Annotated in this window: 25 protein-coding genes; 15 read left to right on the forward strand and 10 right to left on the reverse strand. The window is 73.2% G+C overall.

Annotated features, from left to right (window positions below; all coding sequences use genetic code 11):
* Positions 1-242 precede the first annotated feature (242 nt).
* The 3 genes from DFQ13_RS15350 to yaaA form a co-directional block, all read right to left on the reverse strand.
* The gene (locus DFQ13_RS15350; RefSeq protein WP_110080296.1) at positions 243-1724 is read right to left on the reverse strand and encodes a DEAD/DEAH box helicase; all 1482 of its coding nucleotides are present in this window, start codon (positions 1722-1724) and stop codon (positions 243-245) included.
* A gap of 313 nt (positions 1725-2037) precedes the next feature.
* Positions 2038-3012 (reverse strand): serine protein kinase RIO, encoded by a 975-nt coding sequence (locus DFQ13_RS15355; RefSeq protein WP_035286250.1) that lies wholly within the window; start codon positions 3010-3012, stop codon positions 2038-2040.
* 190 nt (positions 3013-3202) lie between these two features.
* On the reverse strand, positions 3203-3946 hold the full coding sequence (yaaA, locus tag DFQ13_RS15360) for a peroxide stress protein YaaA (RefSeq protein ID WP_110080297.1): 744 nt from the start codon (positions 3944-3946) through the stop codon (positions 3203-3205).
* A gap of 883 nt (positions 3947-4829) precedes the next feature.
* Here yaaA and mtnA point away from each other — a divergent pair.
* Positions 4830-5810, forward strand: a complete 981-nt coding sequence (mtnA, locus tag DFQ13_RS15365; RefSeq protein WP_110080298.1) for an S-methyl-5-thioribose-1-phosphate isomerase — start codon at positions 4830-4832, stop codon at positions 5808-5810.
* 69 nt (positions 5811-5879) lie between these two features.
* Positions 5880-7628, forward strand: coding sequence for a proline--tRNA ligase (locus DFQ13_RS15370; RefSeq protein ID WP_110080299.1), 1749 nt, complete (start codon positions 5880-5882; stop codon positions 7626-7628).
* Between the two features lie 55 nt (positions 7629-7683).
* On the opposite strand, the gene DFQ13_RS15375 is transcribed toward DFQ13_RS15370, so the two are convergent.
* Genes DFQ13_RS15375 through DFQ13_RS33870 form a run of 4 tightly spaced genes read right to left on the reverse strand, consistent with a single transcriptional unit; the run spans position 7684 to position 10970 of the window.
* The gene (locus tag DFQ13_RS15375; protein WP_146241241.1) at positions 7684-8661 is read right to left on the reverse strand and encodes a hypothetical protein; all 978 of its coding nucleotides are present in this window, start codon (positions 8659-8661) and stop codon (positions 7684-7686) included.
* Positions 8658-9407 (reverse strand): HAD family hydrolase, encoded by a 750-nt coding sequence (locus DFQ13_RS15380; RefSeq protein WP_110080301.1) that lies wholly within the window; start codon positions 9405-9407, stop codon positions 8658-8660. The genes DFQ13_RS15375 and DFQ13_RS15380 overlap by 4 nt, the downstream gene beginning before the upstream one ends.
* Before the next feature lie 38 nt (positions 9408-9445).
* The gene (locus DFQ13_RS15385; RefSeq protein ID WP_110080302.1) at positions 9446-10222 is read right to left on the reverse strand and encodes a hypothetical protein; all 777 of its coding nucleotides are present in this window, start codon (positions 10220-10222) and stop codon (positions 9446-9448) included.
* 37 nt (positions 10223-10259) lie between these two features.
* Complete coding sequence (locus DFQ13_RS33870; protein WP_181399999.1) at positions 10260-10970, reverse strand: hypothetical protein; 711 nt, start codon at positions 10968-10970, stop codon at positions 10260-10262.
* A gap of 259 nt (positions 10971-11229) precedes the next feature.
* Here DFQ13_RS33870 and DFQ13_RS15400 point away from each other — a divergent pair, with 259 nt between their 5' ends.
* Complete coding sequence (locus DFQ13_RS15400; RefSeq protein ID WP_110080303.1) at positions 11230-12438, forward strand: RNA polymerase sigma factor; 1209 nt, start codon at positions 11230-11232, stop codon at positions 12436-12438.
* Between the two features lie 28 nt (positions 12439-12466).
* Here the strand turns inward: DFQ13_RS15400 and DFQ13_RS15405 are convergent, their stop codons facing one another.
* Positions 12467-12877, reverse strand: a complete 411-nt coding sequence (locus DFQ13_RS15405; RefSeq protein ID WP_110080304.1) for a YjbQ family protein — start codon at positions 12875-12877, stop codon at positions 12467-12469.
* Between the two features lie 22 nt (positions 12878-12899).
* On the opposite strand from DFQ13_RS15405, the gene DFQ13_RS15410 reads away from it, so the two are divergent.
* Both DFQ13_RS15410 and DFQ13_RS15415 read left to right on the forward strand, forming a co-directional pair.
* On the forward strand, positions 12900-13904 hold the full coding sequence (locus DFQ13_RS15410) for an aminotransferase class V-fold PLP-dependent enzyme (protein WP_110080543.1): 1005 nt from the start codon (positions 12900-12902) through the stop codon (positions 13902-13904).
* Positions 13905-13973: 69 nt separating this feature from the next.
* Positions 13974-14747 carry a hypothetical protein gene (locus DFQ13_RS15415; protein WP_146241243.1) on the forward strand — a complete coding sequence of 258 codons (774 nt, stop codon included), beginning with the start codon at positions 13974-13976 and terminating at the stop codon, positions 14745-14747.
* A gap of 80 nt (positions 14748-14827) precedes the next feature.
* Here the strand turns inward: DFQ13_RS15415 and DFQ13_RS35060 are convergent, their stop codons facing one another.
* Positions 14828-15349, reverse strand: a complete 522-nt coding sequence (locus DFQ13_RS35060) for a ferritin-like domain-containing protein (RefSeq protein ID WP_233438423.1) — start codon at positions 15347-15349, stop codon at positions 14828-14830.
* Complete coding sequence (locus tag DFQ13_RS35065; protein WP_035280595.1) at positions 15349-15831, reverse strand: hypothetical protein; 483 nt, start codon at positions 15829-15831, stop codon at positions 15349-15351. The genes DFQ13_RS35060 and DFQ13_RS35065 overlap by 1 nt, the downstream gene beginning before the upstream one ends.
* A gap of 218 nt (positions 15832-16049) precedes the next feature.
* Here DFQ13_RS35065 and rimP point away from each other — a divergent pair, with 218 nt between their 5' ends.
* From rimP to DFQ13_RS15475, 10 genes are all read left to right on the forward strand, one after another.
* Entirely contained in the window at positions 16050-16583 is a 534-nt protein-coding gene (gene rimP, locus DFQ13_RS15430; RefSeq protein WP_035280640.1) for a ribosome maturation factor RimP, read from the forward strand.
* Positions 16580-17593, forward strand: a complete 1014-nt coding sequence (gene nusA / locus DFQ13_RS15435; RefSeq protein ID WP_035280597.1) for a transcription termination factor NusA — start codon at positions 16580-16582, stop codon at positions 17591-17593. The genes rimP and nusA overlap by 4 nt, the downstream gene beginning before the upstream one ends.
* Positions 17594-17629: 36 nt before the next feature.
* The gene (locus DFQ13_RS15440; RefSeq protein WP_052020940.1) at positions 17630-18004 is read left to right on the forward strand and encodes a YlxR family protein; all 375 of its coding nucleotides are present in this window, start codon (positions 17630-17632) and stop codon (positions 18002-18004) included.
* Positions 18005-18091: 87 nt separating this feature from the next.
* Positions 18092-21145 carry a translation initiation factor IF-2 gene (gene infB, locus DFQ13_RS15445; RefSeq protein WP_035280600.1) on the forward strand — a complete coding sequence of 1018 codons (3054 nt, stop codon included), beginning with the start codon at positions 18092-18094 and terminating at the stop codon, positions 21143-21145.
* 86 nt (positions 21146-21231) lie between these two features.
* Complete coding sequence (locus DFQ13_RS15450; protein WP_035280603.1) at positions 21232-21528, forward strand: DUF503 domain-containing protein; 297 nt, start codon at positions 21232-21234, stop codon at positions 21526-21528.
* Between the two features lie 28 nt (positions 21529-21556).
* Positions 21557-22018: a 30S ribosome-binding factor RbfA gene (rbfA, locus tag DFQ13_RS15455; protein WP_110080306.1), complete on the forward strand. Its 462-nt coding sequence runs from the start codon at positions 21557-21559 to the stop codon at positions 22016-22018.
* Positions 22019-22028: 10 nt separating this feature from the next.
* Positions 22029-22925 (forward strand): alpha/beta hydrolase, encoded by an 897-nt coding sequence (locus tag DFQ13_RS15460; protein ID WP_233438424.1) that lies wholly within the window; start codon positions 22029-22031, stop codon positions 22923-22925.
* A 97-nt stretch (positions 22926-23022) separates the two neighbouring features.
* A complete protein-coding gene (locus tag DFQ13_RS15465; protein WP_035280606.1) occupies positions 23023-23358 on the forward strand; it encodes a helix-turn-helix domain-containing protein in 336 nt (111 codons plus the stop codon).
* Positions 23359-23375: 17 nt separating this feature from the next.
* A complete protein-coding gene (locus tag DFQ13_RS15470) occupies positions 23376-24248 on the forward strand; it encodes an ImmA/IrrE family metallo-endopeptidase (RefSeq protein WP_110080307.1) in 873 nt (290 codons plus the stop codon).
* The gene (locus DFQ13_RS15475) at positions 24245-24859 is read left to right on the forward strand and encodes a PIN domain-containing protein (RefSeq protein ID WP_110080308.1); all 615 of its coding nucleotides are present in this window, start codon (positions 24245-24247) and stop codon (positions 24857-24859) included. The genes DFQ13_RS15470 and DFQ13_RS15475 overlap by 4 nt, the downstream gene beginning before the upstream one ends.
* The last annotated feature ends 170 nt before the right edge of the window (positions 24860-25029 follow it).

The following is a 25029-nucleotide window of genomic DNA, read 5'->3' on the forward strand; positions in this document are numbered from 1 at the left end:
CCGCCAAACGCATCCACCCACCCGGGCAGTTCGCTCGCCAGGCCGGCGGTTTGTGGGGTGGGCGCCTGAGCTGCTGCGCCGAGTGGGGTTCGGGGTGGCTGGTGGTCGGGCCGCCGGTTGTGGCGGTGGGCGATCGGCTTTGCGGGCGGGGGCTGGGAGGTCCCGCCGACGACTCAACGGCTGAGGGCCGGGAGCGCATCCGCTCCCGGCCCTCAGCCGCCGTCTCAACCGGTCTTCGTGGGTCAGCCGCGCTCGGCGTTGAAGCGGCGCGGGGCCCGGCGGGGGGCGCCGCCCCGGCGGTCGTCGCGGCCGCCCTCGCGCTGGTGGAACTCGCGCGGGCCGCCTTCGCGGGCGCCGCCCTCGCGGCTGCGGCGGGGGCGGAAGTCGCCGCTGCGGCGGGAGGGGTGGCCGCCGGAGCGGGGGGCGCGCGACGGGCGGGCGGGGGGCTCGATGTACGGCTCACCGCTGGGCACCCGGGCGCCGGTGATGCGGATGAGTTCCGCGTCGCCGGGGCGGACCCGGGTGCTTTCGGGCTTGACGCCCGCCTTGTCGGTCATGCGGGTGACGCTGCGGCGCTGGTCGTGGGTGACGACCGTGACGACCGTGCCGGACTCGCCCGCCCGGGCGGTGCGGCCCGCCCGGTGCAGGTAGTCCTTGGAGTCGGCCGGGGGGTCGACGTGGACGACCAGGCTGACGCCGTCGACGTGGATGCCTCGGGCGGCGACGTCGGTGGCGACCAGGACGGGCATCTCGCCGTCGCGGAACTGGGTGAGCACGCGGTTGCGGGCGCCCTGGGTCTTGCCGCCGTGCAGGGCACCGGCGCGGACGCCGACCGAGCGCAGCTTGTCGGCCAGGCGGTCGACGTGGTGCTTGGTGCGGACGAACATGATGGTGCGGCCGTCGCGGGCGGCGACCTCGGTGATGACGTCGGCCTTGTCCTGCTTGGACACCAGGAGCATGTGGTGCTCCATGGTGGACACGCTGGCGGTGGACACGTCGACCGAGTGCGTGACCGGGTTGGTCAGGTAGCGGCGGACCAACTGGTCCACGTCGCCGTCCAGGGTGGCCGAGAACAGCAGCACCTGGCCGTCGGGGTCGGTGAGGTCCAGGATCTCGCGGACCTGGGGCAGGAAGCCCATGTCCGCCATCTGGTCGGCCTCGTCGATCGCGCTGAACTGCACGTCGTGCAGGACGCAGGTGCCCTGGCGGACGTGGTCCGAGAGCCTGCCCGGGGTGGCGATCAGCAGGTCGACACCGCGCTTGAGCGCCTCGGCCTGGCGGGGGAAGGACATGCCGCCGACGGCGGTGCGGCACCACAGGCCCAGCGACCGCGCCAGCGGGGTCAGCGCGTCGCTGACCTGCAGGGCCAGCTCGCGGGTGGGCACCAGGATCAGCGCGCGCGGCCGCAGCGAGCGGGCCTGGCCGCCGTTGAGGCGGGCGAGCAGCGCGAGGCCGAAGGCCAGGGTCTTGCCCGAGCCGGTCTGCGCGCGGCCCAGCACGTCCCGGCCCGCGAGGGCGTCGGGGAGCGTGGCGGACTGGATGGGGAAGGGCTTGTCGATGCCCGCGGCGGTCAGGGCGCGCAGCAGGGGCTCGGGCAGGCCCAGCTCGGCGAAGGTCACGCCGTCGCCGGTCTCGCTGTCGAAACGCCCCTTGTCGCCGGCGCGGTGGCGCGGCTTGCGGTCTTCGGTGGTGATGTCTTGCGTGGGCAGGGCAGAGTTCTGCACGGGGTCCTCTCCGGACGTGGCACGTCTCGGGAGGCTCCGCCCTCACGCAGGAGGTCGGCAGGCTTTCACGCGGACGGGCCCGGCACGATGTGTTCGTACCGTTTGGGTGGCTTCCACCGCTGCCTGTCGGACCAGTACGAATGACTGGTGTCTGACTGGGAACGGCGCATGGGCCGTTCGCGGTGATGACCCAAGCGTACCCGACATGTGTCGGCCCCCGCGCACCCCGGGGACCCGGACATCGTGACCGTCCCCACTGATCTGCGGGAACAGGGCGGGTGGACCCCGCAAAAGGGGCCCACCCGCCCCCGCCTCAGATGCCCGCCGCGGTGAGCAGGCGGGCGGTGAGGGCGCCCGGGTCGCCGACGTCCTCCGGCAGCCCGCGCGAGCGGAACCAGGACGCGATGTTCGCCACATCCCGGGCCAGGAACTCCGGGCCGCCCGGGTTCGCGATGACGTCGACCACCTGCGGCAGGTCGATCAGCACCAGCTCGCCGCCGCGGACCAGGGTGTTGTAGGCCGACAGGTCGCCGTGCGCGAGCCCCAGGGAGGCGAACAGCTCCAGCGCGTGCACCATCTGCTCCCACAGGTCGCGCAGCTCGTCGGCGGGGGGCCGGAGCTGCGCCAGCCGGGGCGCGGCCGAGTCCGGGTCGTCGCCGCGCAGGTACTCCAGCAGCAGCTCCGTGCCGTCGCGCTGCACCGGGTAGGGCACCGGGGCGCCCGCCGTCCACAACCGCGACAGCGCGGCGAACTCCGCCACCGCCCACTGCTCGGCGATGAGGTTGCGGCCGAAGGAGCTGCGGTTGCCCATCGCCCGCATCTCGCGGGACCGGCGCACCCGCCTGCCCTCCAGGTAGCCCGCGTCCCGGTGGAACAGCCGGTGCTCGCCGCTGCGGTAGCGCTTGGCCGCCAGCACGCAGCTCGCGCCACCGGGGACCGCGCGCTCCAGCAGGAACACGTCGGCTTCCTTGCCGGTCTTGAGCACGCCGAGTTCGGTGTCGGCGGCGGCGAGGTCGGTGACCAGCCACTCCGGCCGGGGCGCGGGGCCCTGGTCGGCGTCACCCCAGGTGGACCACCGGTCGGTGCCCGGGGGCAGCTCCTGGGCCTTGGTGTAGGCGTCGTCGCGGACGCGGGCGAGCCGGGCCCGCTCGGCCTCGGTGAGCCGCCCGGACCGGGTCGGCTGCGGGTCGTCGTCGAACCCGCCGCGCCTGCGCATCCTGGCGGAGCGCGGAGCGTCGTCGGTCAGGTCGGAGAAGTCGGAGAAATCGTCGGAACCGTGCTTGCGCACTGGTGGGTCTCCTCGAGGAAGGAAGGGGTCCCCACCGCGCAGCTCAGCTCGGTGGGGCGGGTGGACGGGTCAGCGCCACCACAGGGACCGTCATCTCCACGGGGCACCTCCTCGGTTCCACCGGCGTCTCTCCACCGGCAACGTGCGCACAGGATCGCGCGGACCGCCGGGGCCGCGCAACCGAATTGACTCAGCTATCGATGACCAGTTCGAGTTCGCGCTTGCCCACCGGCTCCAGCCGCAGCCCGGCGGCCCGCGCGGCCGAGACGACCGTGCGGACGGTGCCCGGCTCGCGCGGCGCCAGCGCCAAGGCGGCGGCCAGCCTGCCCTTGGCGGCCTTGTTGAAGTGGCTCACGCTCTTGCGCCTGCCGCCCTCGCCCTCGGTGACCACCCGCACCGTCACCGCGTGCGGGACGTCGGCCAGCGCCGCGTACGCCCCGGAGCGCAGGTCCACCACCAATTCATCCACAGTGGACAGAGTCTTCTCCAGGTCGGCCCGCCACACCGCGCGCAGCCCGCCGATCCCGGGCAGCACGGACGCCCCGGAGAGCCGGTAGGCCGGGATGGGGTCCTCGGCGCGCACCACCCCGAACAGCGCCGAGGCCACCGCCAGCCGCCTGCCCGCCCGCGCCCGCTGCGTCCTGGTGAACTTCTCCGCGCCGAGCGCGTCGTAGAGCACCCCGGTGTAGCGCTCCAGCGCGGGCCGGGTCGGGGAGGTGAACAGCTCGGCGTTGCGCTCGACCTCCTCCACCTGCCGCTCGGACAGGTCGAGCGCCCGGAGGCTGGCGGGCACGTCGTCGGCGAGGGTGCGCAGCGCCTCGGTCAGCCGCAGCCGGACCGGGGTCAGCTCGGCGAAGGACAGGGCGCCGAGGTCCAGCGGGTCGCCGTCCCCGCCGTCGCTCTTGGTCTCCGAGGGCGGAAGCAGTACGAGCACCGGGCGAGCGTAGAGAAAAGCGGTCGAGGCGCCGTGCCGGGGTGGGCTACGCCTCTGCGGGGTTGAGGGTTGATGCTGACAACCAGTCTGCCTGCTGGACCATCTGCCTCCGCTGGACCGTGCGCCTCCGCTGGGCCGTGCCTTCAAGCTGCGGGGTTTGTGTGGTGGTGCCCGGGTGGGTGGATGTGCTCGGCCGTGCCTGTTTCCTGCAAAGCCCGGGTTTCGCTGTGGTGCCCGGCTGGGTGGATGTGTTTGGCCGGGGCCCCTATGGCGATCATGTGCTCCAGTGCGTCAGGTGGGGCTGAAAAGATGCCCCACCGCCCAGGCAGGCTGTCACATGATCGCCACCCCCGGCCAAACACATCCACCCACCCGGGCAGTTCGCTCGCCAGGCCGGCGGTTCTCGGGGCGGTCGGCTGACCAAGCACTTCCACCCACCCGAGCATTTGCTGGCCGGGCCAGCGGTTTTCGGGGCGGTCGGTTGGGCCGCTGCGCTGGTGGGGTTCGCGGTGGCTGGTGGCCGGGTCGGCGGTTGGCGGGGTGGTTGGGTGGCTGGCCAAGCGCATCCACCCACCCGGGCGTTCGCTCGCCGGGTCGGCGGTTGGGTGGTGGCTGGTGGCTGCGCCCGGTGGGGGCGTGGTGGCTGGTGGTCGGGTCTGCGAATGGCGTCGAGGCGGGTGGGGCCGCCGCCCCCGTGCTTGGGGGGCGGCGACCCGTTGGGGAGCCGCGTCCGGGGAAGCGAGTCGCGGCTCCGGTCCGTGCGTCAGCTCCCGGGGGCGCGGGCGGTGTCGTCGAGCACCACGCTGCCTGCGATCACGCCCGGGTTCTGACCCGTACCCCGGACCGTACGCACGACCACCGACAATTCCGCCACGATGGACCCATGCGCACCATCGACTGGCGCGGGGACCGCGTCGTGATCATCGACCAGACCCGGCTGCCGCACGACCTCGTCGTCGCCGAGTTGCGGACCGTGGACGAGTTGGTGGCCGCCATCGCCTCCCTCGCCGTGCGCGGTGCTCCCGCGCTCGGGGTGGCCGGGGCGCTGGGTGTGGCGCTGGCCGTGCTGACCGCGCCCGACCGGGTCGAGGAGGAGGCGGCGAAGGTTCGCGCGGCGCGGCCGACGGCGGTCAACCTGGCCTGGGGTGTTGACCGGGCCCTCGCGCGCCTGCCCGAGGGGGGTGCCGCCGTGGTCGCCGAGGCGGTGGCCGTGCTGGAGGACGACGCGCGGTTGAACCGGGCGCTGGGTGAGCGGGGCGCGGACTGGCTGCTCGACCGGGTCGGTGGGCCGGTCGACGCGCTCACCCACTGCAACGCGGGTGCGCTGGCCTGCGTGGAGTGGGGCACCGCGCTGGGCGTGCTGCGCTCGCTGCACCTGCGCGGCGGCCTCGGCCACGTCTACGCCGACGAGACCCGGCCGCTGCTCCAGGGGGCCCGGATCACCGCCTGGGAGCTGGCGGGCCTGGGTGTGCCGCACACCGTCGTGGTCGACTCCGCTGGGCCGTCGGTGATCGCCAACGGGCTGGTGGGCGCCGTGGTGGTGGGCGCGGACCGGATCGCGGCCAACGGTGACGTGGTCAACAAGGTCGGCACGTACCCGCTGGCGCTGGCCGCGGCCAGGGCGGGCATCCCGTTCGTCGTCGCCGCGCCCGAGTCGACCGTCGACCTCGGCACCCCCGACGGCCGGTCGGTGGACATCGAGGTGCGCGACGAGGACGAGGTGCTCGGTTGGCGCGGTGAGCGGATCGCCCCGGCCGCCACCCGGGCGCTGAACTACGCCTTCGACGTGACCCCGGCCGACCTGGTCGCCGCGATCGTCACCGAGGCGCGGGTGGTCGAGCCCGCCTCGGGTTCGCTGTCGTAACCCGAATGCGCAGGCGAGAGCCTGGTCACTACCCTCTAGGGCACTGTTCCGGCCGTAGGGAGCCCCACCGTGATCACCAGGATGTCGTCGTTGTTCCTGCGCACCCTGCGCGAGGACCCGGCGGACGCCGAGGTGCCCAGCCACAAGCTGCTGGTGCGCGCCGGGTACGTCCGCCGCGTGGCGCCGGGCGGTTACACCTGGCTGCCGCTGGGGCTGCGCGTGTTCCGCAACGTCGAGCGCGTCGTCCGCGAGGAGATGGACGCCATGGGCGCCCAGGAGATCTCCTTCCCGGCGCTGCTGCCCAAGGAGCCCTACGAGGCGACGAACCGGTGGACCGAGTACGGCCCGAACCTGTTCCGGCTCAAGGACCGCAAGGGCGCGGACTACCTGCTCGGCCCCACCCACGAGGAGCTGTTCACGCTCACCGTGAAGGGCGAGTACGCCTCGTACAAGGACTACCCGGTCACGCTGTACCAGATCCAGACCAAGTACCGCGACGAGGCGCGGCCCCGGGCGGGCATCCTGCGCGGGCGCGAGTTCACCATGAAGGACTCCTACTCCTTCGACCTCACCGACGAGGGCCTGTCGGCCTCCTACCAGGCCCACCGCGACACCTACATCCGGATCTTCGACCGGCTCGGCCTGGAGTACGTGATCTGCTCGGCCACCTCGGGCGCCATGGGCGGCTCGGCGTCGGAGGAGTTCCTGGCGGTGGCGCCCACCGGTGAGGACACCTTCGTCCGCAGCACCGACTCCGACTACGCCGCCAACGTCGAGGCCGTCGTCACCCCCGCCCCGCAGCCCCGGCCGCTGGAGGGTCTGCCCGAGGCGCAGGTGCACCACACGCCCGGCACCCCCACCATCGAGTCGCTGGTGGCCTTCCTCAACGGCGCGGACCTCGGCCGGGAGTTCACCGCGGCCGACACGCTCAAGAACGTCCTGCTCAAGACCCGCAAGCCCGGGGCCGAGGGCTGGGAACTGCTCGCCGTCGGCCTGCCCGGCGACCGCGAGGTGGACACCAAGCGGCTGGAGGCGGCGCTGGAGCCCGCCGAGGTCGCCATGCTCGACGACGCCGACTTCGCCCGCAACACCTTCCTGGTCAAGGGCTACATCGGCCCGAAGTCGCTGCTGGACAACGGCGTGCGCTACCTGGTCGACCCGCGCGTGGTCACCGGCACCGCCTGGGTGACCGGCGCGGACAAGGCCGAGCACCACGTGGTCGACCTGGTCGCGGGCCGCGACTTCATCCCCGACGGCACCATCGAGGCCGCCGAGGTGCGCGAGGGCGACCCGTCGCCGGACGGCCACGGCACCCTGGTCGCCGCGCGCGGCATCGAGATCGGCCACATCTTCCAGCTCGGCCGCAAGTACGCCGACGCCTTCGGCCTCGACGCCCTCGGCGCCGACTCCAAGCCCATCCGGATCACCATGGGCTCCTACGGCATCGGCGTCTCCCGGCTGGTCGCCGTGCTGGCCGAGCAGCAGCACGACGAGCAGGGCCTGTACTGGCCGCGCGAGGTCTCCCCGTACGACCTGCACCTGGTCGTGGCGGGCAAGGACGACGCGCTCAAGGCGGGCGGCGAGGACCTGGCGGCGAAGCTGGACGCCGCCGGGCTGTCGGTGCTGCTCGACGACCGCACCACCTCGCCCGGGGTGAAGTTCAAGGACGCCGAGCTGATCGGCGTCCCGACGATCGTCGTCGTCGGCCGCGGCCTGGCCAACGGCGTCGTCGAGGTCAAGGACCGCAAGTCCGGCGAGCGCGCGGAGGTCGCGGTGACCGACGTCGTCGAGCACCTCACCTCGCTGGTGCGCGGCTGACCCACAGCGCACGGGGGGGCCGGAATCCACTGTGGATTCCGGCCCCCGCGTCCGCTCAGCCCTCGTGGGGGCGGATGCTCTCGACCATCTTCGCCGCGGTCTCGGCGGGCAGCGCGTCGGACACGCCCTGGTCCTGGTACATCATGAACAGCGCGGTGTTCTCACCGTTCTTGAACGCCACGGCCGTGAACACCACGGTGGGGGAGGGGCACTCGCCGGGCTGGGTCACGGTGAGGGTCGCGGTCGCGGTGAACGCATCGATCCTGCCCGCGTTGACCTTCGTCGGGGTCGCCTCGGTGACCGCCACCTGCGCCTTGGACCCGTCGGGGTTGAGCGCCGCGGAGTCGGCGAACAGCTTCACGCCGTTGCTCGCCGCCCTGGCGGGTTCGGTGGTCCCGGCCGTGACGAACCCGGCGCGGCCGCGGTAGGAGCCCTTCACCGACGTGCACGCGTCCGGCTTGTACGTGGTCACGCCGTGCATGACCGCGGTGGGCTTGCCGTCGTTGTCCTCGAAGCCGACGATCGTGCTCGGCGTCTCGACCTCCCAGTCCTTCGGGACGTCGTAGGCCACCTTCTCCTTGAACGACAGCACCCCCTGCCAGCCCGAGACCACCGAGTCGACCAGGATGTCCTCCACCTTCGTCGGGGTGGACGAAGTGGACGGTTGCCTCGAGGTCGTCCTCGGCGCGGAGGACGTGGTCTTCTGCCCGGAGGACGGCGGCGGGGGCGCGCTCGACGACGTGCCGGGGTCGGCGATCGGCTGCTCGTCGTCGCGGTTGACCAGGAACAGGGTCGTCACCCCGCCGATGGCCACCACCAGCACCACCACCGCCACCGCCACGATGATCCACGGCGTGCGGTTCCCCCTGGGCGGCTCGGGCGGCTGGTACATGCCGAAACCCTGGTACCCACCGGGTTGCTGCGGTTGCTGTGGGTGACCCTGCTGGTGGTACGGCGAGGGTTGGCCGGTCATCGGGTCCACTTGGTACTGCGGGTGCGGCTCCTGCCAGTACGGACCCCCTGGGGTGCTCATGCCCCAGACGGTAGTTGACCGTCCCGCGTACCGGCGGGCGAACCTGCCCATCCGAGCAGCGCGGCGACCGCGGCCCCGGTGTCGGACAGGTCCGCCAGCACCACGTCGGCGCCCGCCGCGGCCAGCTCCGCGGCGCTGTCGCGCCCGGTCGCCACCCCCACCGCGACCACCCCGTGGTGCCGGGCGCCCACCACGTCGTGGGTGGTGTCGCCGACGACCACCACCCGGTCCGCGGCGAACCGGGTGCCGTACTTCGCCTCCGCTGCCGCCCGCGCGGCGGCCACCAGCACGTGCCGGTCGGCCGAGAGCGCGCCGTAGCCGCCGACCTCGAGGTCCAGGTGGTGGTGCGGCAGCAGCGGGGCCAGCTTGCAGGCGGCCAGCTCCGGCAGGTTCCCGGTGACCAGCGTCTGCACCACCTCCGGCCGCCCGCCCAGCGCGGCGAGGACCGCGGCGGCCCCGGGCAGCGCCCGGCCGCGCTCGGCCATGGTGGCCCGCCCCGCCTCGGCGATCGAGACCAGCTCGGCGTGCACCCGCCGCACGTGCTCCTCGGTCCAGGCGACGCCGTGCGCCTCCAGCAGCTCCACGGTGATGCCGCGCTCGGTGCGGCCCGCGAACGCGGGCACGTGCACCAGGTTGATGCCCAGCACGGTCACCAGCGCCTCGGCGTACCAGGCGCGACCGAGCCCGCGGTAGTCCACGAGCGTCTGGTCGACGTCCCACAGGACGAGGGTGGTCGGCGGTGTCACCCGGTCATCGTGACACGGGAATCAGGGGAGCACGGCGATCAGGGGATCGGGCGCGCGCTGTCGGCGACGGCCAGCAGGGCGGCCCGGTCGACCGGCGGCGGGTCGGCGGGCCCGCCCTCGGTGTCCCCGTTGACCACGACGAACCGCAGCCCGTCGGCGACCCGCAGCACGGTGACCACCACCAGGCCCCTGGTGCTCAGGCATGCGCTGCCGGAGGTGGTGACGGTCGCCTCGACCTGCACGCCGTCGACCTCCGCACCGCCGTCCCCGGTGCGCTTGACGGCCTTGGGAGTGCCCACGGACACCTCCAGGCCGCTGGCCCCGGTGTACCCATCGGTGCCCACCGCGTGCGCGATGTCGCTGGCCACCTCGTTGATCTCCCCGGCGGGCGCGGTGCCGCTCCCGGCGAAGCCCCGGCTGTAGTCGCGGCCCTCGCAGGCGTACTCGCCCGACCCGGCCAGGGCGCTGATGCTCACCCCGGACATCGACGGCAACGTGATCGGGTCCCCACCCGAGGCCACCCACCCGTCGGGCACCGTGTAGGCGACGTGCGCGTCCTCGTTGGCCACCACCTCGCCCGGCGGGGCCTCGGTGGTCGGCTGCGCGGTCGTAGTTGGGCCGGTCGTGGTCGGGCTGGTCGTCGGCCCCGGCCCGCCGCCGTCATCGCCCCGGTTCAGCAGCACCACCGCCACCACCGCACCCACGATCACGACCACGGCGGCCACCGCGACAGCCGCGATCCGCCCGGTGCGCCGCGGCGGCGGCGGCTCGTCGAACAGCCCGAGGCCCTGGTACTGCCCACCCGGATAGGTCACGGCCCGACGGTATCGCCCCGCCGGTCACCGCCCGCGCTCATCCGCGCGGTCGAACGCTGTCCGTTATCGCTCGCAGGTCCCCGGCCTCCACCGTGTCCGGCCCCAACGCCTCACCCGGCACCGTGTCCGCCCCCAGTACCACCACCGACGTCCCCACCCCGGTCGCCAGCGCCACCACGACCACCGTCCCCCGCACCCCGGCGCACGCGTCGGCGCTGTCGGTGGTGGTCTCCGCGTCCGCGCGCACCACACTCCCGCGCACCCCGTCCCGCACCACCGGCGTGGCCCGCGACAGGGTCACCCGCGCGGTCTGGTTGGCGTCGCTGTACTGGTCGGCGGCGATCGCGGCGGCCAACTCGGCGGCGGCGTCGGCGGGCACCCCCTCGGCCACCCCGCTGCCGCTGAACGCCCGCCCGTACTCCGCCCCCTGGCAGGTGTAGGTCCCGAAGTCGGCCAGGTGCCCCAACCGCACCCCGTTGGACGACTCCAGCGATTCGGTGTCCTCGGCCAGCGCCCACTCCGGGGGCAGCTCGTAGGTGAGCTGTGCCTGCCCGTCGACCACCACCTGCCACCCCGGGTTGCGCGCCTCCTCCGAGGCGGCCTCCCGCGTCCGCGTGGAGGACACGGAGGTCGCACTCGGCAGGTCCGCCGGGTCGTCGGTGGCGGACCCGAACACCCCCACGGCCACGAACGCGGAGGCGACCAGCACCAGTGCCGTCGCCCCCACCGCAAGCCGCCTGCCCACCACCGGCACGACGTTAACGCAGCCCGGCTCACCCGTTGGAACAACCTGGCCCCACTCCCGGAGCCGCCCGGCACCCCGCTCGCCTCCTCGGATGAGGGGGTTCTGACCTCGAAGGAGGAGGCGGTCGAGTGGGCCGAGCGGGTCCCCGCGGTCCGCGGGTCCAGGATCGAGGTCCGGCGGGTGCCCGGGGACGACGAGGTCCCGCAGGACAACCGGTGAGCGCCGGGGAACGGACCCGGCGCCGGGACGCGAGGCGGGTCTGATGGGTGCGGTCGACGTCGGGGCCGTGTGGCGGGTCGAGTCGGCGCGGATCGTCGCCGCGCTGACCCGGTTCACCGGCGACTTCGGGCCGGCCGAGGACGCGGCCCAGGAGGCGGTGGCCGAGGCGCTGGTGTCGTGGCCGTTCACCCCACCTGCCAACCCGGCGGGCTGGCTGATGGCCACGGCCCGGCGGCGGGCCATCGACGCGATCCGCCGCCGCAGCGCCCTGGAGGACCGGTACGCGCTGCCGGCCCCCGACCCGGCGGTCGACGGGGAAACCGACCCCGACCGCATCGACGGCATCGAGGACGACGTCCTGGCGCTGGTGTTCACCAGTTGCCACCCGGTGCTCTCCCGCGAGGCGCGGGTGGCGCTGACCCTGCGCGTGGTCGGCGGCCTGTCCAGCGAGGAGGTCGCCCGCGCGTTCCTGGTGCCCGTGCCGACCGTGCGGGCCCGCGTCACCCGGGCCAAGAAGGCGATCGCGGCGGCCGGGGTGCCGTTCGAGCTGCCGCCCGCCCGCGAGCGCCGGGAGCGGCTGGGCGGTGTGCTCAGCGTCCTCCACGCGATCTTCACCGAGGGGTCGACGGCCACCTCGGGCGACCGGCTGCTGCGCCCCGACGTCGGGCACGAGGCGATCCGGCTGGTCCGCGCGCCGGCCGCGGTGCAGCCGGACGAACCCGAGGTGCATGGCCTGCTCGCGTTGTGCGAGCTGACAGCCGCGCGCTTGCCGGCCCGGACCGACCCGGACGGTTCGCCGGTCCTGCTGGAGCACCAGGACCGGCGGCTGTGGGACCTCCCGGCGATCCACCGCGGCCTGGCCGCGGCCTCGACCCGCGACCTCGGCCCCTACGGCCTCCAGGCCGCGATCGCGGCCACCCACGTGTCGGCGCCCTCGGTCGAGGCGACCGACTGGGACCGCGTCGTGCTGCTCTACCAGGCGCTCGGCCGGGTCGCGCCCTCACCGGTGGTGGATCTCAACCGGGCCGTGGCCATGGCCTCGGGTCCGGAGCGGGCACTGGTCATCGTGGACGAGCTGATCGCCTCGGGTGCGCTCCCCGGTTCGCACCTGGTCCCGACCGTGCGCGGGGAGCTGCTGGCCCGCCTCGGCAGGCGACCGGAAGCGCGTGCCGAACTGGAACTGGCCGCCCGGCTGTGCGCCAACCAGCGCGAACGCTCGGTGCTGCTGCGCAAGGCCGCCGCGCTGGGCTGACCCCTCCGACCACGCGGTCACCGCCGGCCTAACCGGCGAGGAAGCTCAACCGCACCCGCCGCACCGGGTTGTCGACGTTGGTGTCCACCAGGCAGATCGACTGCCACGTCCCCAGCGCCATCACCCCACCCAGCACCGGCACCGTCGCGTACGGCGGCACCAACCCGGGCAGCACGTGGTCGCGCCCGTGCCCCGGGGTCCCGTGCCGGTGCCGCCACCGGCTGTCGGCGGGCAGCAGTTCGCGCAGCGCGGCCAGCAGGTCCTCGTCGCTGCCCGCGCCGGTTTCGATGACCGCCAGCCCGGCCGTGGCGTGCGGCACCCACACGTGCAGCAGGCCGTCCCCGGCGTCGGCGTCGGACAGGAAGCGGGCGCAGCGGTCGGTGAGGTCGTGCACCACCTCCGCGCCGCCGGTGCGGATTTCGATCTCCTCGCTGTGCACGCGTCCACCGTAGGCTGTGGGGGTGCGCGCCGCCTTCGGAGAACACTTCGACGTCCCGTTCGGGTACCTCAACACCGCCAGCATCGGCATCCCGCCCGCCAGGGCCGCCGACGCCGTGGACAACGCCGTGCGCCGGTGGCGCTCGGGCGCGGCCAACCCGCCCGAGTTCGACGAGTCGGTGGCCGTGGCCCGCGCCGCCTGGGCCCGCCTGGTCGGGGTCGACGCCGGGTCGGTGGCGATCGGGTCCAACGTCGCGCAGTTGGTGTCGCTGGTCGCCTCGGGTGTCCCGGACGGGGCCCGCGTGCTGACCCTGCGCGGGGAGTTCACCAGCTTGACCTTCCCGTTCGCCGCCCGCGGCCTGGAGGTGGTCGAGGTCGGGCCGGAGGAGCTGGTGGCCAGGGCGCCGGAGTTCGACCTGGTGGCGGTCAGCGTCGTGCAGTCGGCGGACGGGGCCATCGCTGACCTGGAGGGGTTGCGGGCCGCGGGCACCAGGGTGCTGCTCGACGCCACGCAGGCCGTGGGCTGGCTGCCGCTGAGCCTGTCGTGGGCGGACTGGGTGGTCGGCACCTGCTACAAGTGGCTGCTCTCCCCGCGCGGGGCGGCGTGGTTGGCGGTCGGGGCGGGCGCCGCGGAGCTGACCCACCCGCTGGCGGCCAACTGGTACGCGGGGGAGGACCCGTGGCAGACCGTCTACGACCTGCCGCTGCGGCTCGCCGGGAACGCGCGCGCCTACGACCTGTCCCCGGTCTGGTTGGCCCACGTCGGCGCCGCCGAGTCGCTGACCTGGCTGGCCGGGCTGGACCTCGCCCGCGTCCGCGACCACTGCGTCGGCCTGGCCGATTCCCTGCTGACCGGTCTCGACCTGCCCCCGCGCGGTTCGGCGATCATCGCCCTGGACCTGCCCGGCGTCGCCGACCGCCTGGCCGCCGCGGGCATCCGCTGCGCCCAGCGCGCGGGCCGCTCCCGGCTGTCGTTCCACCTCTACAACACCCCCGAGGACGTCGACGCCGTGCTGGGCGCACTCTGAACTGGGGTTTTCGTCCTGTTCGTCGGCCGGTATCACACGGTCGGGGGACACCGATTACCGTGGGCAGCCGTGTCGGACCCCCAACAGCCAGGTCGCGGCCCGTGGCCAGGGCAGCACCCCCGCCAAGGCGAGACGGACTGGATTCCGCGGGTGCCCGCGGCCGAGCAGCCCGGTGACCCGTTCCGGTTCCAGCCCGAGCCCGCCCCGCCGCCCGGCAACCCGGCCCTGAACTGGGGCTTGCGCATCGCCGCCCTGGTCGCCATCGCCGTCATCTCCGGCCTGGTCTGGTCCTACGTCAGCGGCGACGACGACCCCTCCGGCACCGCGACCCCGACGACGCAGCAGACCCGCCCGAAGACGGAGGGCGTGTACCGGTTCGAGCCGTACAAGGACGTCCCCACGCCGCGCACCGACACCGACTGCGCCGCGCACGCCTACAGCAAGACCAAGACCTTCCTCGCCCAACCCGGCATCTGCACCAAGGTCGTCCAAGCCGTGTTCACCACCCGGGTCCAGGACCGCACGGTCCTGGTGGGCGTCGGCGTGCTGCACATGAGCGGCGCGGACAAGGCGGACGAACTGCGCCGCCTCACCGACCAGGACGGCACCGGCAACGTCAGCGACCTCGTGCGTGAGGGCGTGGTCAGCGCCCCGCCGCTGAAGTCGCTGAGCAACGGCCTCGGCTACGCCGCCCAGCAGAACCAGGCCGTGGTCGTCATCGTCGAAGCCGACTTCGCCCCCGTCAACGGCAGGTCCACCACCACCAAGGCCGACGAAGCCACCCTCGACAGCATCTGCGACGACGCCCTGCGCCTCGTCGAGGAGATCGACACCGGAGCCTGATCCCCACCCGCGCACGGGAAGCGGCGGCACGGGGGCACCCGAAGCTGCCCACAGCCCCGGTCAGCGCACCCCGCGCGACCTCACGGCCTGCCGGGGAACGACGGCGTGGCGGGCGAAACCCCGGCCACGATGCGCCACTTCGTCGCCCGCACCGCCTCCTCCGTCAGCGCCTGCGCCGCCGCCGCCCGCACGTCGGCGTCGTCGGTGCGGTCCAGGACGGCCCGCCACGCCACCGTCGCGTCCTGCTCGGCCGTGATCAGCAGCGCCAGCGCCGAGGCCTGGTCCGTCACCGGTTGCGGTGGCAGGTAGGCGGGTTCCGCCGCCCGGGGGGTCGCCCCGGAGGCGCCCAGCAGCCGTTCGGTCGCGTCCCGCCGGGCCCGGTGGGCCAGCGCGCCCGCGTCGATGCCCGCGTCGAACGAGGCCGGGAGGAAGGCGCTGACCAGGCCGTAGACCCACACCGCCGCGTGCTCGGCGCCCAGGGCCGCCTGCACCGCGTCGAGGGTGTCGGAGGCCATCGGCGGCCGGGTGGCCGGGATGCCCGTCGGTTGGGCCGCCCCGGGCGGGACGGCGGTGGGGGCGTCGGCCCCGGGGTCTTCCTGCATCAGGCCAGCACCTCTCGCAGACTCGCGCAGGCCGCCCCGACCGAGGCGACCATCCCGGCGCGGTGGCGCGGCACCGCCGCCACGACCCCGCCCGCTTCCTTCTCCGCAGCCGTCAACCCGTCCACCAGCGCCGCCTTGGCCGCCGCCGGGTCCGCGGGTGCGGCGGGCGGGGCGGTGGCGGGGGTGGACGAGGGCGCCGTGGACGACGGCGGTCGCTCCCGGTCCACCTCAGCCTGCAACGCCGCCGCGTGCTCGCCGCGCACCCGGGCGACCTCCCCGGCGGGGGCGGCCAGCGCGGGCACCGCCGCCGCCACGGCCGTGGCCAGCGCCGCGTCGGCTCTGGCGCGGGCGGCGAGGGCGGCCAGCGGGTCCGGGGCCGGTGGGCCGTCCTCGGCGGTGCAGGCGGCGAGGACGGGGGCGGCCACCGCCCCGGCGGCGATGGCCCGGAGCACGGCGCGGCGGGTGAGTGGACTTCTCGTCACGGCCGGTCATCCTGCCAGGGGCGCCCGCGCGGCGCGGACGCCGCCGGATCATCGCCTGCGGCAACCGGCCCGGTGGGGTCGGGATACGCTAGGTGACCACGGTCGGCGCGGTACCGCCGACCGGCCGACAACCGCAGGACCGATCAGAACAGGGAGCGGCCGAGGTGGCCAACCAGGGACAGGGCGACACCCCCACGACAGGCGGGGGCGGGGGTGGCATCGATACCGCGCTGCGCCCCGTCGTCGCCGACGCCGTCGGCGCGGCGGGCTTCGAACTGGAGGAGCTCGACGTCTCCACCGCGGGCCGCAGGCGCCTGGTCCGGGTGATCATCGACAGTCTCGACGGGGACAACTCCGCCAACGCCGTCGGCCTGGACGAGGTCGCCAGGGTGAGCCGGGAGCTGGCCGCGGTGCTCGACGAGCACGACGCCGTCCTCGGCGGCCCGTACACGCTGGAGGTCACCTCCCCGGGCACCGACCGGCCGCTGACCCGCCCCCGGCACTGGAAGCGCAACCGGCTGCGGCTGGTGAAGGTCCGCCCCGTCGAGGGCGCGGAGTACCTCGGCCGGGTCGGCGACGCCGACGCCGAGGAGACCGGCGGGGTCACCCTGCTCGTGGACGGCGCCCCGCGCCGGGTCGGGTACGCCGAGGTGGCGCACGCGGTGGTCGAGGTGGAGTTCAAGCAGCCCCCCGCGGCTGAGCTGGCGATGCTCGATGGTCGGGCGTCCGAGGACGAGGAGGACGCGCGATGAACGTGGACATCGCCGCACTGCGGGCCATCGAGCGGGACAAGGAGATCCCGTTCGAGACGGTCATCGAGGCCATCGAGACCGCCCTGCTGACCGCGTACAAGCACACCGAGGGCCACCAGCCGCGCGCCCGCATCGACATCGACCGCCGCACCGGCCTGGTCCGGGTGCTGGCCTCGACCCTTGGCGAGGACGGCGAGGTCGCCGAGGAGTGGGACGACACCCCGGAGGGCTTCGGCCGGATCGCGGCCACCACCGCCCGCCAGGTCATCCTGCAGCGGCTGCGCGACGCCGAGCACGAGCGCACCTTCGGCGAGTTCGCCGCCAAGGAGGGCGAGATCATCGCCGGGGTGGTGCAGCGCGACACCCGGGCCAACTCCCGGGGCATGGTCATCGTCGGGATCGGCGACACCGAGGGCGTGATCCCGCAGGTCGAGCAGGTGCCGGGGGAGCCGTACGAGCACGGCACCCGGATCAAGTGCTTCGTCGTCGGGGTGGCGCGGGGAACACGCGGGCCGCAGATCACGTTGTCCAGGACGCACCCCAACCTCGTGCGCAGGCTCTTCGCGCTCGAGGTGCCCGAGATCGCCGACGGCACCGTCGAGATCCCGGCGGTGGCGCGTGAGGCAGGTCACCGCTCCAAGATCGCGGTCCGCTCCACCGTCGCGGGCGTCAACGCCAAGGGCGCCTGCATCGGCCCGATGGGCGCGCGGGTGCGCAACGTGATGAGCGAGCTGGCGGGCGAGAAGATCGACATCATCGACTGGTCCCCGGACCCGGCGACGTTCGTCGGCAACGCACTCTCACCTGCGAAGGTCGTCTCGGTGACGGTCGTCGACGAGAAGGCCAAGACCGCCCGGGTGGTGGTGCCGGACTTCCAGCTCTCGCTGGCCATCGGCAAGGAGGGGCAGAACGCCCGCCTGGCCGCGCGGCTGACCGGCTGGCGGATCGACATCCGCAGCGACGCGGCGGCGGAGGCGCAGGCGGCACCGGTATCCGGTTCTGCCGACTGAGCCGGACGGGATAGACTTCTGGTGGTTCATCGTCAGATGCGCGCTCCCGACGGCGTCGGCGCCGCGGAACCCGCCCCCCGGGGCGGTGACCGCCCGGTGCGGACGTGCGTCGGGTGCCGGGTCCGGGCGGCGGACACGGAACTGTTGCGAGTGGTTCTCGCGGCCGGGGAGGCGATCCCCGACCCGAGGCGCCGGATGCCGGGCCGGGGTGCGTGGCTGCACCCCGACGAGCGGTGTCTGGCCAAGGCCGAGAAGCGGCGGGCGTTCCCCAGGGCCTTGCGGTCCGCGGGCGCGGTCGGTGTCGAAGCCCTGCGCGCGGAGTTGGCGCGCCGGGGCGGGCTCGGCGGTGGAATCGGTGCGGGAGAACCCCGCCCCGTGGAAGGAAACAGGAAGCAGGTCGACCCGTCATGAGTCAGCCGTGAAGCTGAAGACATGAACGCGCGACGATAGGACGAGGTCGACGGTACTTGCCGCCGGCCTCATCAGACGAGGAGAGCAGTGGCAGGCAAGGCCCGTGTGCACGAGCTGGCTAAGGAGCTCGGAGTCACCAGCAAGGATGTACTCGCCAAGTTGAAGGACCTCGGTGAGTTCGTGAAGTCCGCGTCCTCCACCGTGGAGGCGCCGGTAGCCCGCAGGTTGCGGGATGCCTACCCCGGCAAGGGCGGGAGCGAGGCCAAGTCCGGCCCGCGCCCCGGCCCGAGGCCGGCCCCGCGCCCGCCGACACCGCGTCCCGAGCCCAGCGCTCCGGCCGCCGCGGCGAGCACCCCGACCGCACCCAGTGCCCCGGCGCAGCAGGCGACCCCGCCCGCTGCCCCCGGCTTCCGACCGGGCACGCCCGGACCCCGGCCGGGCCCCAAGCCCGCGCCGCGTCCCGAGCAGCCCGCACCGCAGCAGGAGCAGCGCCCCGCCGCCGCGGCGGCCCCCGCGCCCGCTCCGGCCCGGCCCGCGCAGTCGACCCCGTCGACCCCGCAGGCCCCGGCCCCGGGCAAGCCCGGCCCCAAGCCCGCCGAGCAGCGCCCGGCCGCCGCCCAGCAGGGTGGCGCGACGGTCCCGCCGCGGACGCAGTCCCCCAAGCCCGGTCCGCGCGCGCCGCGTCCCGGCAACAACCCCTTCGGCGTCGGCGGCGGCACTCCCGCCCCGCGCCCCGGCGCACCCCGGCCCGGCGGCCAGGGTGGTCCCGGTGGTCAGGGTGCCCCCGGCGGCGACCGCCCGGCCCGGCCCGGCGAGGGGCGCCCGGCGGGCGCTCCGCGCGGTGACCGCGCGCCCGGCGGACCCCGTCCGGCCGGTGGCCCGAACCCGGGCAACATGCCGCCCCGGCCCAACCCCGGCATGATGCCGCCCCGCCCGGCCCGCCCGGCCGGTGGCGGTCGCGGTGGACCCGGTGGTGGCCCCGGCGGCCCGCGTGGCGGCCCCGGTGGCGCGCCCCGCGGCGGTCCCGGTGGCGCGGGCGGTGGCTTCCGCGGCGGCCCCGGTGGCGGCGGCGGTGGCGGTGGCTTCCGCCCCGGTGGTGGCGGCGGTGCCGGTGCCGGTGGCGGTTTCCGCCCCGGTGGCGGTGGCGGTGCCCCGGCCGGTGGTGGTGGCTTCCGCGGTGGCGGTGGTCGCCCCGGTGGTGGCGGCGGTCGCGGCGGTGCCGCGGGCGCGTTCGGCCGCCCCGGTGGTCCTTCGCGGCGTGGGCGCAAGTCCAAGCGGCAGAAGCGCCAGGAGTACATGGACAACATGCAGGCGCCCAGCGTCGGCGGTGTCCGCCTCCCCAAGGGCAGCGGAGAGGTCATCCGGCTGGCCCGGGGCTCCTCGCTGACCGACTTCGCCGACAAGATCAACGCCAACCCGGCCTCGCTGGTGCAGGTGCTGTTCCACCTCGGTGAGATGGTCACCGCGACCCAGTCGGTCTCCGACGAGGTCCTGGAGCTGCTCGGCACGGAGATGAACTACACCGTGCAGGTCGTGTCCCCCGAGGAGGAGGACCGCGAGCTGCTCGACTCGTTCAAGATCAGCTATGGCGAGGACTCCGGCGACGAGGACGACCTGCAGGCGCGCCCGCCGGTCGTGACCGTCATGGGTCACGTCGACCACGGTAAGACCCGCCTGCTCGACACGATCCGCAAGACGACCGTGCACGAGGGCGAGGCCGGTGGCATCACCCAGCACATCGGTGCCTACCAGGTCGCGACGGCCCTCGAGGGCCGCGAGCGGCTGATCACCTTCATCGACACCCCGGGTCACGAGGCGTTCACCGCCATGCGAGCCCGTGGTGCGCAGGCCACCGACATCGCCGTGATCGTGGTCGCGGCCGACGACGGTGTCATGCCGCAGACGGTGGAGGCGATCAACCACGCGCAGGCCGCGGGTGTGCCGGTCGTGGTGGCGATCAACAAGATCGACAAGGAGGGTGCCAACCCTCAGAAGATCCGCCAGCAGCTCACCGAGTACGGGCTGGTCGCCGAGGAGTACGGCGGCGACACCATGTTCGTCGACATCTCGGCGAAGCAGGGCACCAACATCGACGGGCTGCTCGAGGCGATCCTGCTGACCGCGGACGCGGCGCTGGACCTGCGGGCCAACCCCGACATGGAGGCCCAGGGCGTGGCCATCGAGGCGCACCTCGACCGCGGTCGCGGTCCGGTCGCCACGGTGCTGGTGCAGCGCGGCACGCTGCGCGTCGGCGACTCCATCGTCGCGGGCGACGCCTACGGCCGCGTGCGCCGCATGGTCGACGAGTTCAACGAGGACATCACCGAGGCGACCCCGTCGCGCCCGGTCCAGGTCATCGGCTTCACGTCGGTGCCCGGGGCGGGCGACACGTTCCTGGTCGTCGAGGAGGACCGGACCGCCCGGCAGATCGCCGAGCGCCGGGCCGCCAGGAACCGGGCCGCGCAGAACGCGCAGAAGCGCAAGCGCATCAGCCTGGAGGACCTCGACGCCGCGCTGAAGGAGACCAGCCAGCTCAACCTGATCATCAAGGGTGACAACTCCGGTACCGTCGAGGCACTGGAGGACGCGCTCACGAAGATCGACGTCGGCGACGAGGTCGAGCTGCGGGTCATCCACCGCGGCGTCGGCGGCATCACCGAGGGCGACATCAACCTGGCGATCGCGGACAACATCATCGTGATCGGCTTCAACGTCCGCGCGGAGGGCAAGGCCACCGAACTGGCCAACCGCGAGGGCATCGATGTCCGCTACTACTCGGTGATCTACCAGGCGATCGACGAGATCGAGGCGGCCCTCAAGGGCATGCTCAAGCCGATCTACGAGGAGGTGGAGCTCGGCCGCGCCGAGGTCCGCGACATGTTCAAGTCCTCCAAGGTCGGTACGATCGCCGGTTGCATGGTGCTCTCCGGTGAGATCCGGCGGAACTCCAAGGCCCGCCTCATCCGCGACAGCGTCGTGGTGCAGGAAGGCCTGCCGATCAGCTCGCTGCGCCGGTTCAAGGACGACGCCGTCGAGGTCCGCGAGGGCTTCGAGTGCGGTCTGACGCTCGGGTCCTACAACGACCTGCGCGTCGGCGACATCATCGAGACCTACGAGATGCGCGAGAAGCCGCGCGCGTAGTCGGTCGACCCCGGGTGGCGCTCCGGCGCCACCCGGGGTCTCCTCGCCCTGCCCTTCCCCACGAGCACACCCACGGTGATGTCACTTTGTTCGTCGGTGCCCTGGAGCTGGACGTCCTGCTCGGCGATGTCCACTCCCTCAAGGAGAAGCGCTCCGCGGTGCGGCCCGTCGTGGCCGAGCTGCGCAAGCGCTTCGACGTCGCGGTCTCCGAAGCCGGGCACCTCGACCTGCACCGCCGCGCCCTGATCGGGGTGGCGGCGGTCGCCGCCGAGTCCGGCCACGTCGGCGAGGTGCTCGACGCCTGCGAGCGGCTGGTGGCCGGTCGACCGGAACTGGAACTGCTCTCGGCCCGGCGCAGGCTGCTCGGACCGGAAGACGACTGACCCGTACGAGAAAGAAAGAAGGAGCGTCGTGGCCGACGCACCCCGCGCCCGCAAGATGGCGAAGCGCATCTCCCAGATCGTGGCCTCGGCCATCGAGCACGAGGTCAAGGACCCCCGGCTGACCGGTGTCACCATCACCGACACCCGGGTGACCGGTGACCTGCACGAGGCCACCGTGTACTACACGGTCATCGGCCCCAAGATCGACGTCGAGCCCGACCACCAGGGCGTCGCCCAGGCGCTGGAGAGCGCCAAGGGCAGGCTGCGCACCATGGTCGGCCAGGGCACCGGCGTCCGCTTCACCCCGTCGCTGACCTTCGTCCCCGACCAGGTCCCCGACGTCGCCCGCGGCATCGACGACCTGCTGGCCAAGGCCCGCGCCGCCGACGCCGAGGTCGCAGCCCGCGCCTCCGGTGCCGTCCACGCGGGCGAGCCCGACCCGTACAAGCCCCCCCGCACCACCGACGACGAAGACGACGAGGACGACTAGTCCCCGACCGGTGCCCGACAACGACGCGCCCGTGCCCGACGCCGAGCCGCCCCGCCCGAACCGCCGCACCGTGCTGACCGGAACGGCGGCGGCGGTCGTCGGGGTGGCGGGCATCGGCGTGTTCGGCAGGTGGCTCCTCAAGCCCAAGAGCATCGCCACCCCGGTCACCCCCACGACGGTGCCCCGAACGGCCCTCGGCGGCCCCACGCCCCCCGCGGTCCAGTCGACCCCGTTCCAGTCGGGGGCCCGTGGCCGCACGGTGAACGTGGTCGTCATCCGCCCGGAGGGCACCCCGGTCCGCGACCTCCCGGTCTGCCTCGCCCTGCACGGCCGAGGCGCCGACGCCACCATGTTCGCCAACCTCGGCGTCCCCGCCGCCCTCACCGCGGCGGTCACCGCCGGGACACCCGCCTACGCCGTCGTCTCGGTCGACGGCGGCGACCGCTACTGGACCGCCGCCGACCCCGCCGACGACCCGCGGGCGATGCTGTCGGACGAACTCCCCGGCTGGCTCGCCGAACTGGGCCTGCGCCGCGAACCCCGGGTGCTCATGGGCATCTCCATGGGCGCCTTCGGTGCCCTGGGCCACGCCCGCACCCACCACGTCGCCGCCACCGCCGCAATCAGCCCGGCCCTGTTCACCTCCTGGAACGAGGCGAGGCTCCGCTCGGTCTTCGCCTCCAAGGCCCAGTGGGAGGAAGCCGAACCCCTCCGCCACACCCAGGACCTCAACGGCACCGCCCTCGGCGTCTGGTGCGGCACCGACGACCCCTTCGCCCCCGCCGCCCGGCAGTTGGTCGAGAAGGCGAGACCCGAACGGGCGGAACTCACCGACGGCGCCCACGACGAGGCCTACTGGACGGCGGTCCTCCCGGACGTCCTGCGCTGGCTGGGCACCCACATCTGACGCACCACCCAGTCGAGTGCCATGGTGTGTACCCGGCCGGATGTGTAGTCTGAATCAGTTGGTGTAAGTTTGATTCAGCAGCTTCGGGGGAGGCGTCATGACACAGACGAGCGGTGCGGTGTTCGACCGTGCTCGAGAGGTGGCCGGGCTCAGCCAGCGCGAGCTCGCCGCCGCGACCGGCATTTCCCAGTCCACCCTGTCGAGGATCATGTCCGGCGAGCGTACGGCGAAGGTGTCCGAGGTGGTGGCGATCGCTTGGGCGACTGGTCACACTGTCGCCCAACTGACTGCCGACGCAACGGTGGCCGAGCGAGCTGAGTGCGCGGCGCGGTCGACCAATGGGTCGAACATGGAGCAGATGCGGGGATCGCTGCTGCACTTCCTGGAACTGAACGACTACCTCAACGATCAAGCCATCCCCGCCACCGTCTGATCGAGCCGAGAGACATCGTGGACCCCGAGCGCGAAGGCCGCACAGAGGCGGTGCGTTTCCGCCAAGCGAATCACCTGGGCACACAGCCATTGGGTGATCTGATCACCATCGTGGAACAGACGACCGGCATCGATGTGGCGGTTCTGGACACGGGGCCGGATGAACACGGCCTCACGATGAGAGATCCCGCCACCGAAACGGTGTTCATCGGTGTTGCGCGCACACGACACCCCATGCGACAACGGAGCACGCTCGCCCACGAGCTCGGCCACGTCCTGTTCGAGGACTGGGGGGTGTGGTCGTCGGATGACAGCGGGGGAGAGACGGGGCGCAGCCCCGGCGAAGTTCGTGCCGACGCTTTCGCGCGCCACCTGCTGCTGCCGATCGAGGGCCTCGGGGAACTCGTGAAAAGACCAGGAGCGGTCAACCAGACTGTTCTCTCCAACGTCGTGCAGCGGTTCATGGTGTCCCCCGCGATAGCCGCCATCGCTCTGCGCCAAGCCGGGTGGATCGACTACACGACGAAACAGGCGTGGATGGGACTGACGGCCCCGCAGTTGGCTGCTCGGTTCGGTTGGATCGATCTGTACCGCGCGTTGCAGGAGGAGTCCGACAGGAGGAGACCGCCGCAGCGCCTCTTGGCGCGTGCGATCAGGGGTTATGTGGAGGGCGTGGTCTCCGCCCAGACAATCGCCACGCTGCGCGGCACGCCCTTGGATGTCGCTGAGGCGGATCTGCGCGAGGCAGGCGTTCGTCCCGTGGAGGCGGTGCCGGTCTGGGCAGATCTGGATGAATTGCCTGGCGTGCGGGTCGACCTTGACGCTCTTGACGCCGATCTCGCCCGTGTTGACAACGATGTCCCTGGACAGACGGCACGAGAGCGGGAATGACGCAGCTTCCCATCATCGATGCGGGTCCTGGCCTGAACTTTCTGTCAATCGGGAAGGAGCGCATTCTCATCAAGGCGCTCGGTCCGCTCAGTACTCCGGAGGCGGTCCGGGATGAACTGCTGCGCAAGGCCGAACATGATCGCCGGTTCCGGCGCGTTCTCACGACTTGGCCCAAGTTGACCGCCAGGTGGGTTGAGGTGCTGTCCGACAGTCAGACACCGGAACTCGCCGCGGTGGTCCGGAGGATCACGCAACTCCCCATGGCCCAGCGCATGAAGACGTCCAAAGACTTGGGTGAGACCATGGTCGTTGCGCACGCGGTCGTCGCGGCCGAGGCGGGCCAGGAGGTGATCGTCCTCATCGATGACAGCGAGGGCGCGCGAATGGCGACCAAGGAATGCGCCAGGCTGGACCGCCTCCGTGCAAGCGGTCGCTCTGTCGGAACGATCAAACTGGTGAACACGCGGACCGTCTTGGAACTCCAAGCGGGTCAGTTGATCGCTGATCGAGGAGAGATGCGCACCATCTACAACCAGATGCGCGGGCTCGACGATGGGCTGCCACCGATCGAAGGAACGGACCTCCTCACCACCAAGCGCTGGTCTCGGTGACACGGGGTGAGTGGCAGCCTCCGGAAATGAACCCGACCAGCCCTGGGGCGCGGTCATGTTGCGCGTGGTCCGGCAGCGGCGTTCGACTTGGTCGTCTCTGACTTCCGGGTGCGCGGCGTTGGTGAACGCGGTCGGGCAGGCCGGTTGAGTGGCTGGTTCCACCGCTCGAC

This window comes from Actinokineospora spheciospongiae, assembly GCF_003182415.1.
Taxonomy (GTDB): domain Bacteria; phylum Actinomycetota; class Actinomycetes; order Mycobacteriales; family Pseudonocardiaceae; genus Actinokineospora; species Actinokineospora spheciospongiae.

Coding starts and splice junctions, on each gene's coding strand:
- mtnA (WP_110080298.1), top strand. CDS start 4,830: ATGCGCACCATCGACTGGCGCGGGGACCGCGTCGTGATCATCGACCAG.
- DFQ13_RS15375 (WP_146241241.1), bottom strand. CDS start 8,661: ATGAGCACCCCAGGGGGTCCGTACTGGCAGGAGCCGCACCCGCAGTAC.
- DFQ13_RS15400 (WP_110080303.1), top strand. CDS start 11,230: ATGGGTGCGGTCGACGTCGGGGCCGTGTGGCGGGTCGAGTCGGCGCGG.
- DFQ13_RS35060 (WP_233438423.1), bottom strand. CDS start 15,349: ATGCAGGAAGACCCCGGGGCCGACGCCCCCACCGCCGTCCCGCCCGGG.
- nusA (WP_035280597.1), top strand. CDS start 16,580: ATGAACGTGGACATCGCCGCACTGCGGGCCATCGAGCGGGACAAGGAG.
- DFQ13_RS15440 (WP_052020940.1), top strand. CDS start 17,630: ATGCGCGCTCCCGACGGCGTCGGCGCCGCGGAACCCGCCCCCCGGGGC.
- DFQ13_RS15465 (WP_035280606.1), top strand. CDS start 23,023: ATGACACAGACGAGCGGTGCGGTGTTCGACCGTGCTCGAGAGGTGGCC.
- DFQ13_RS15475 (WP_110080308.1), top strand. CDS start 24,245: ATGACGCAGCTTCCCATCATCGATGCGGGTCCTGGCCTGAACTTTCTG.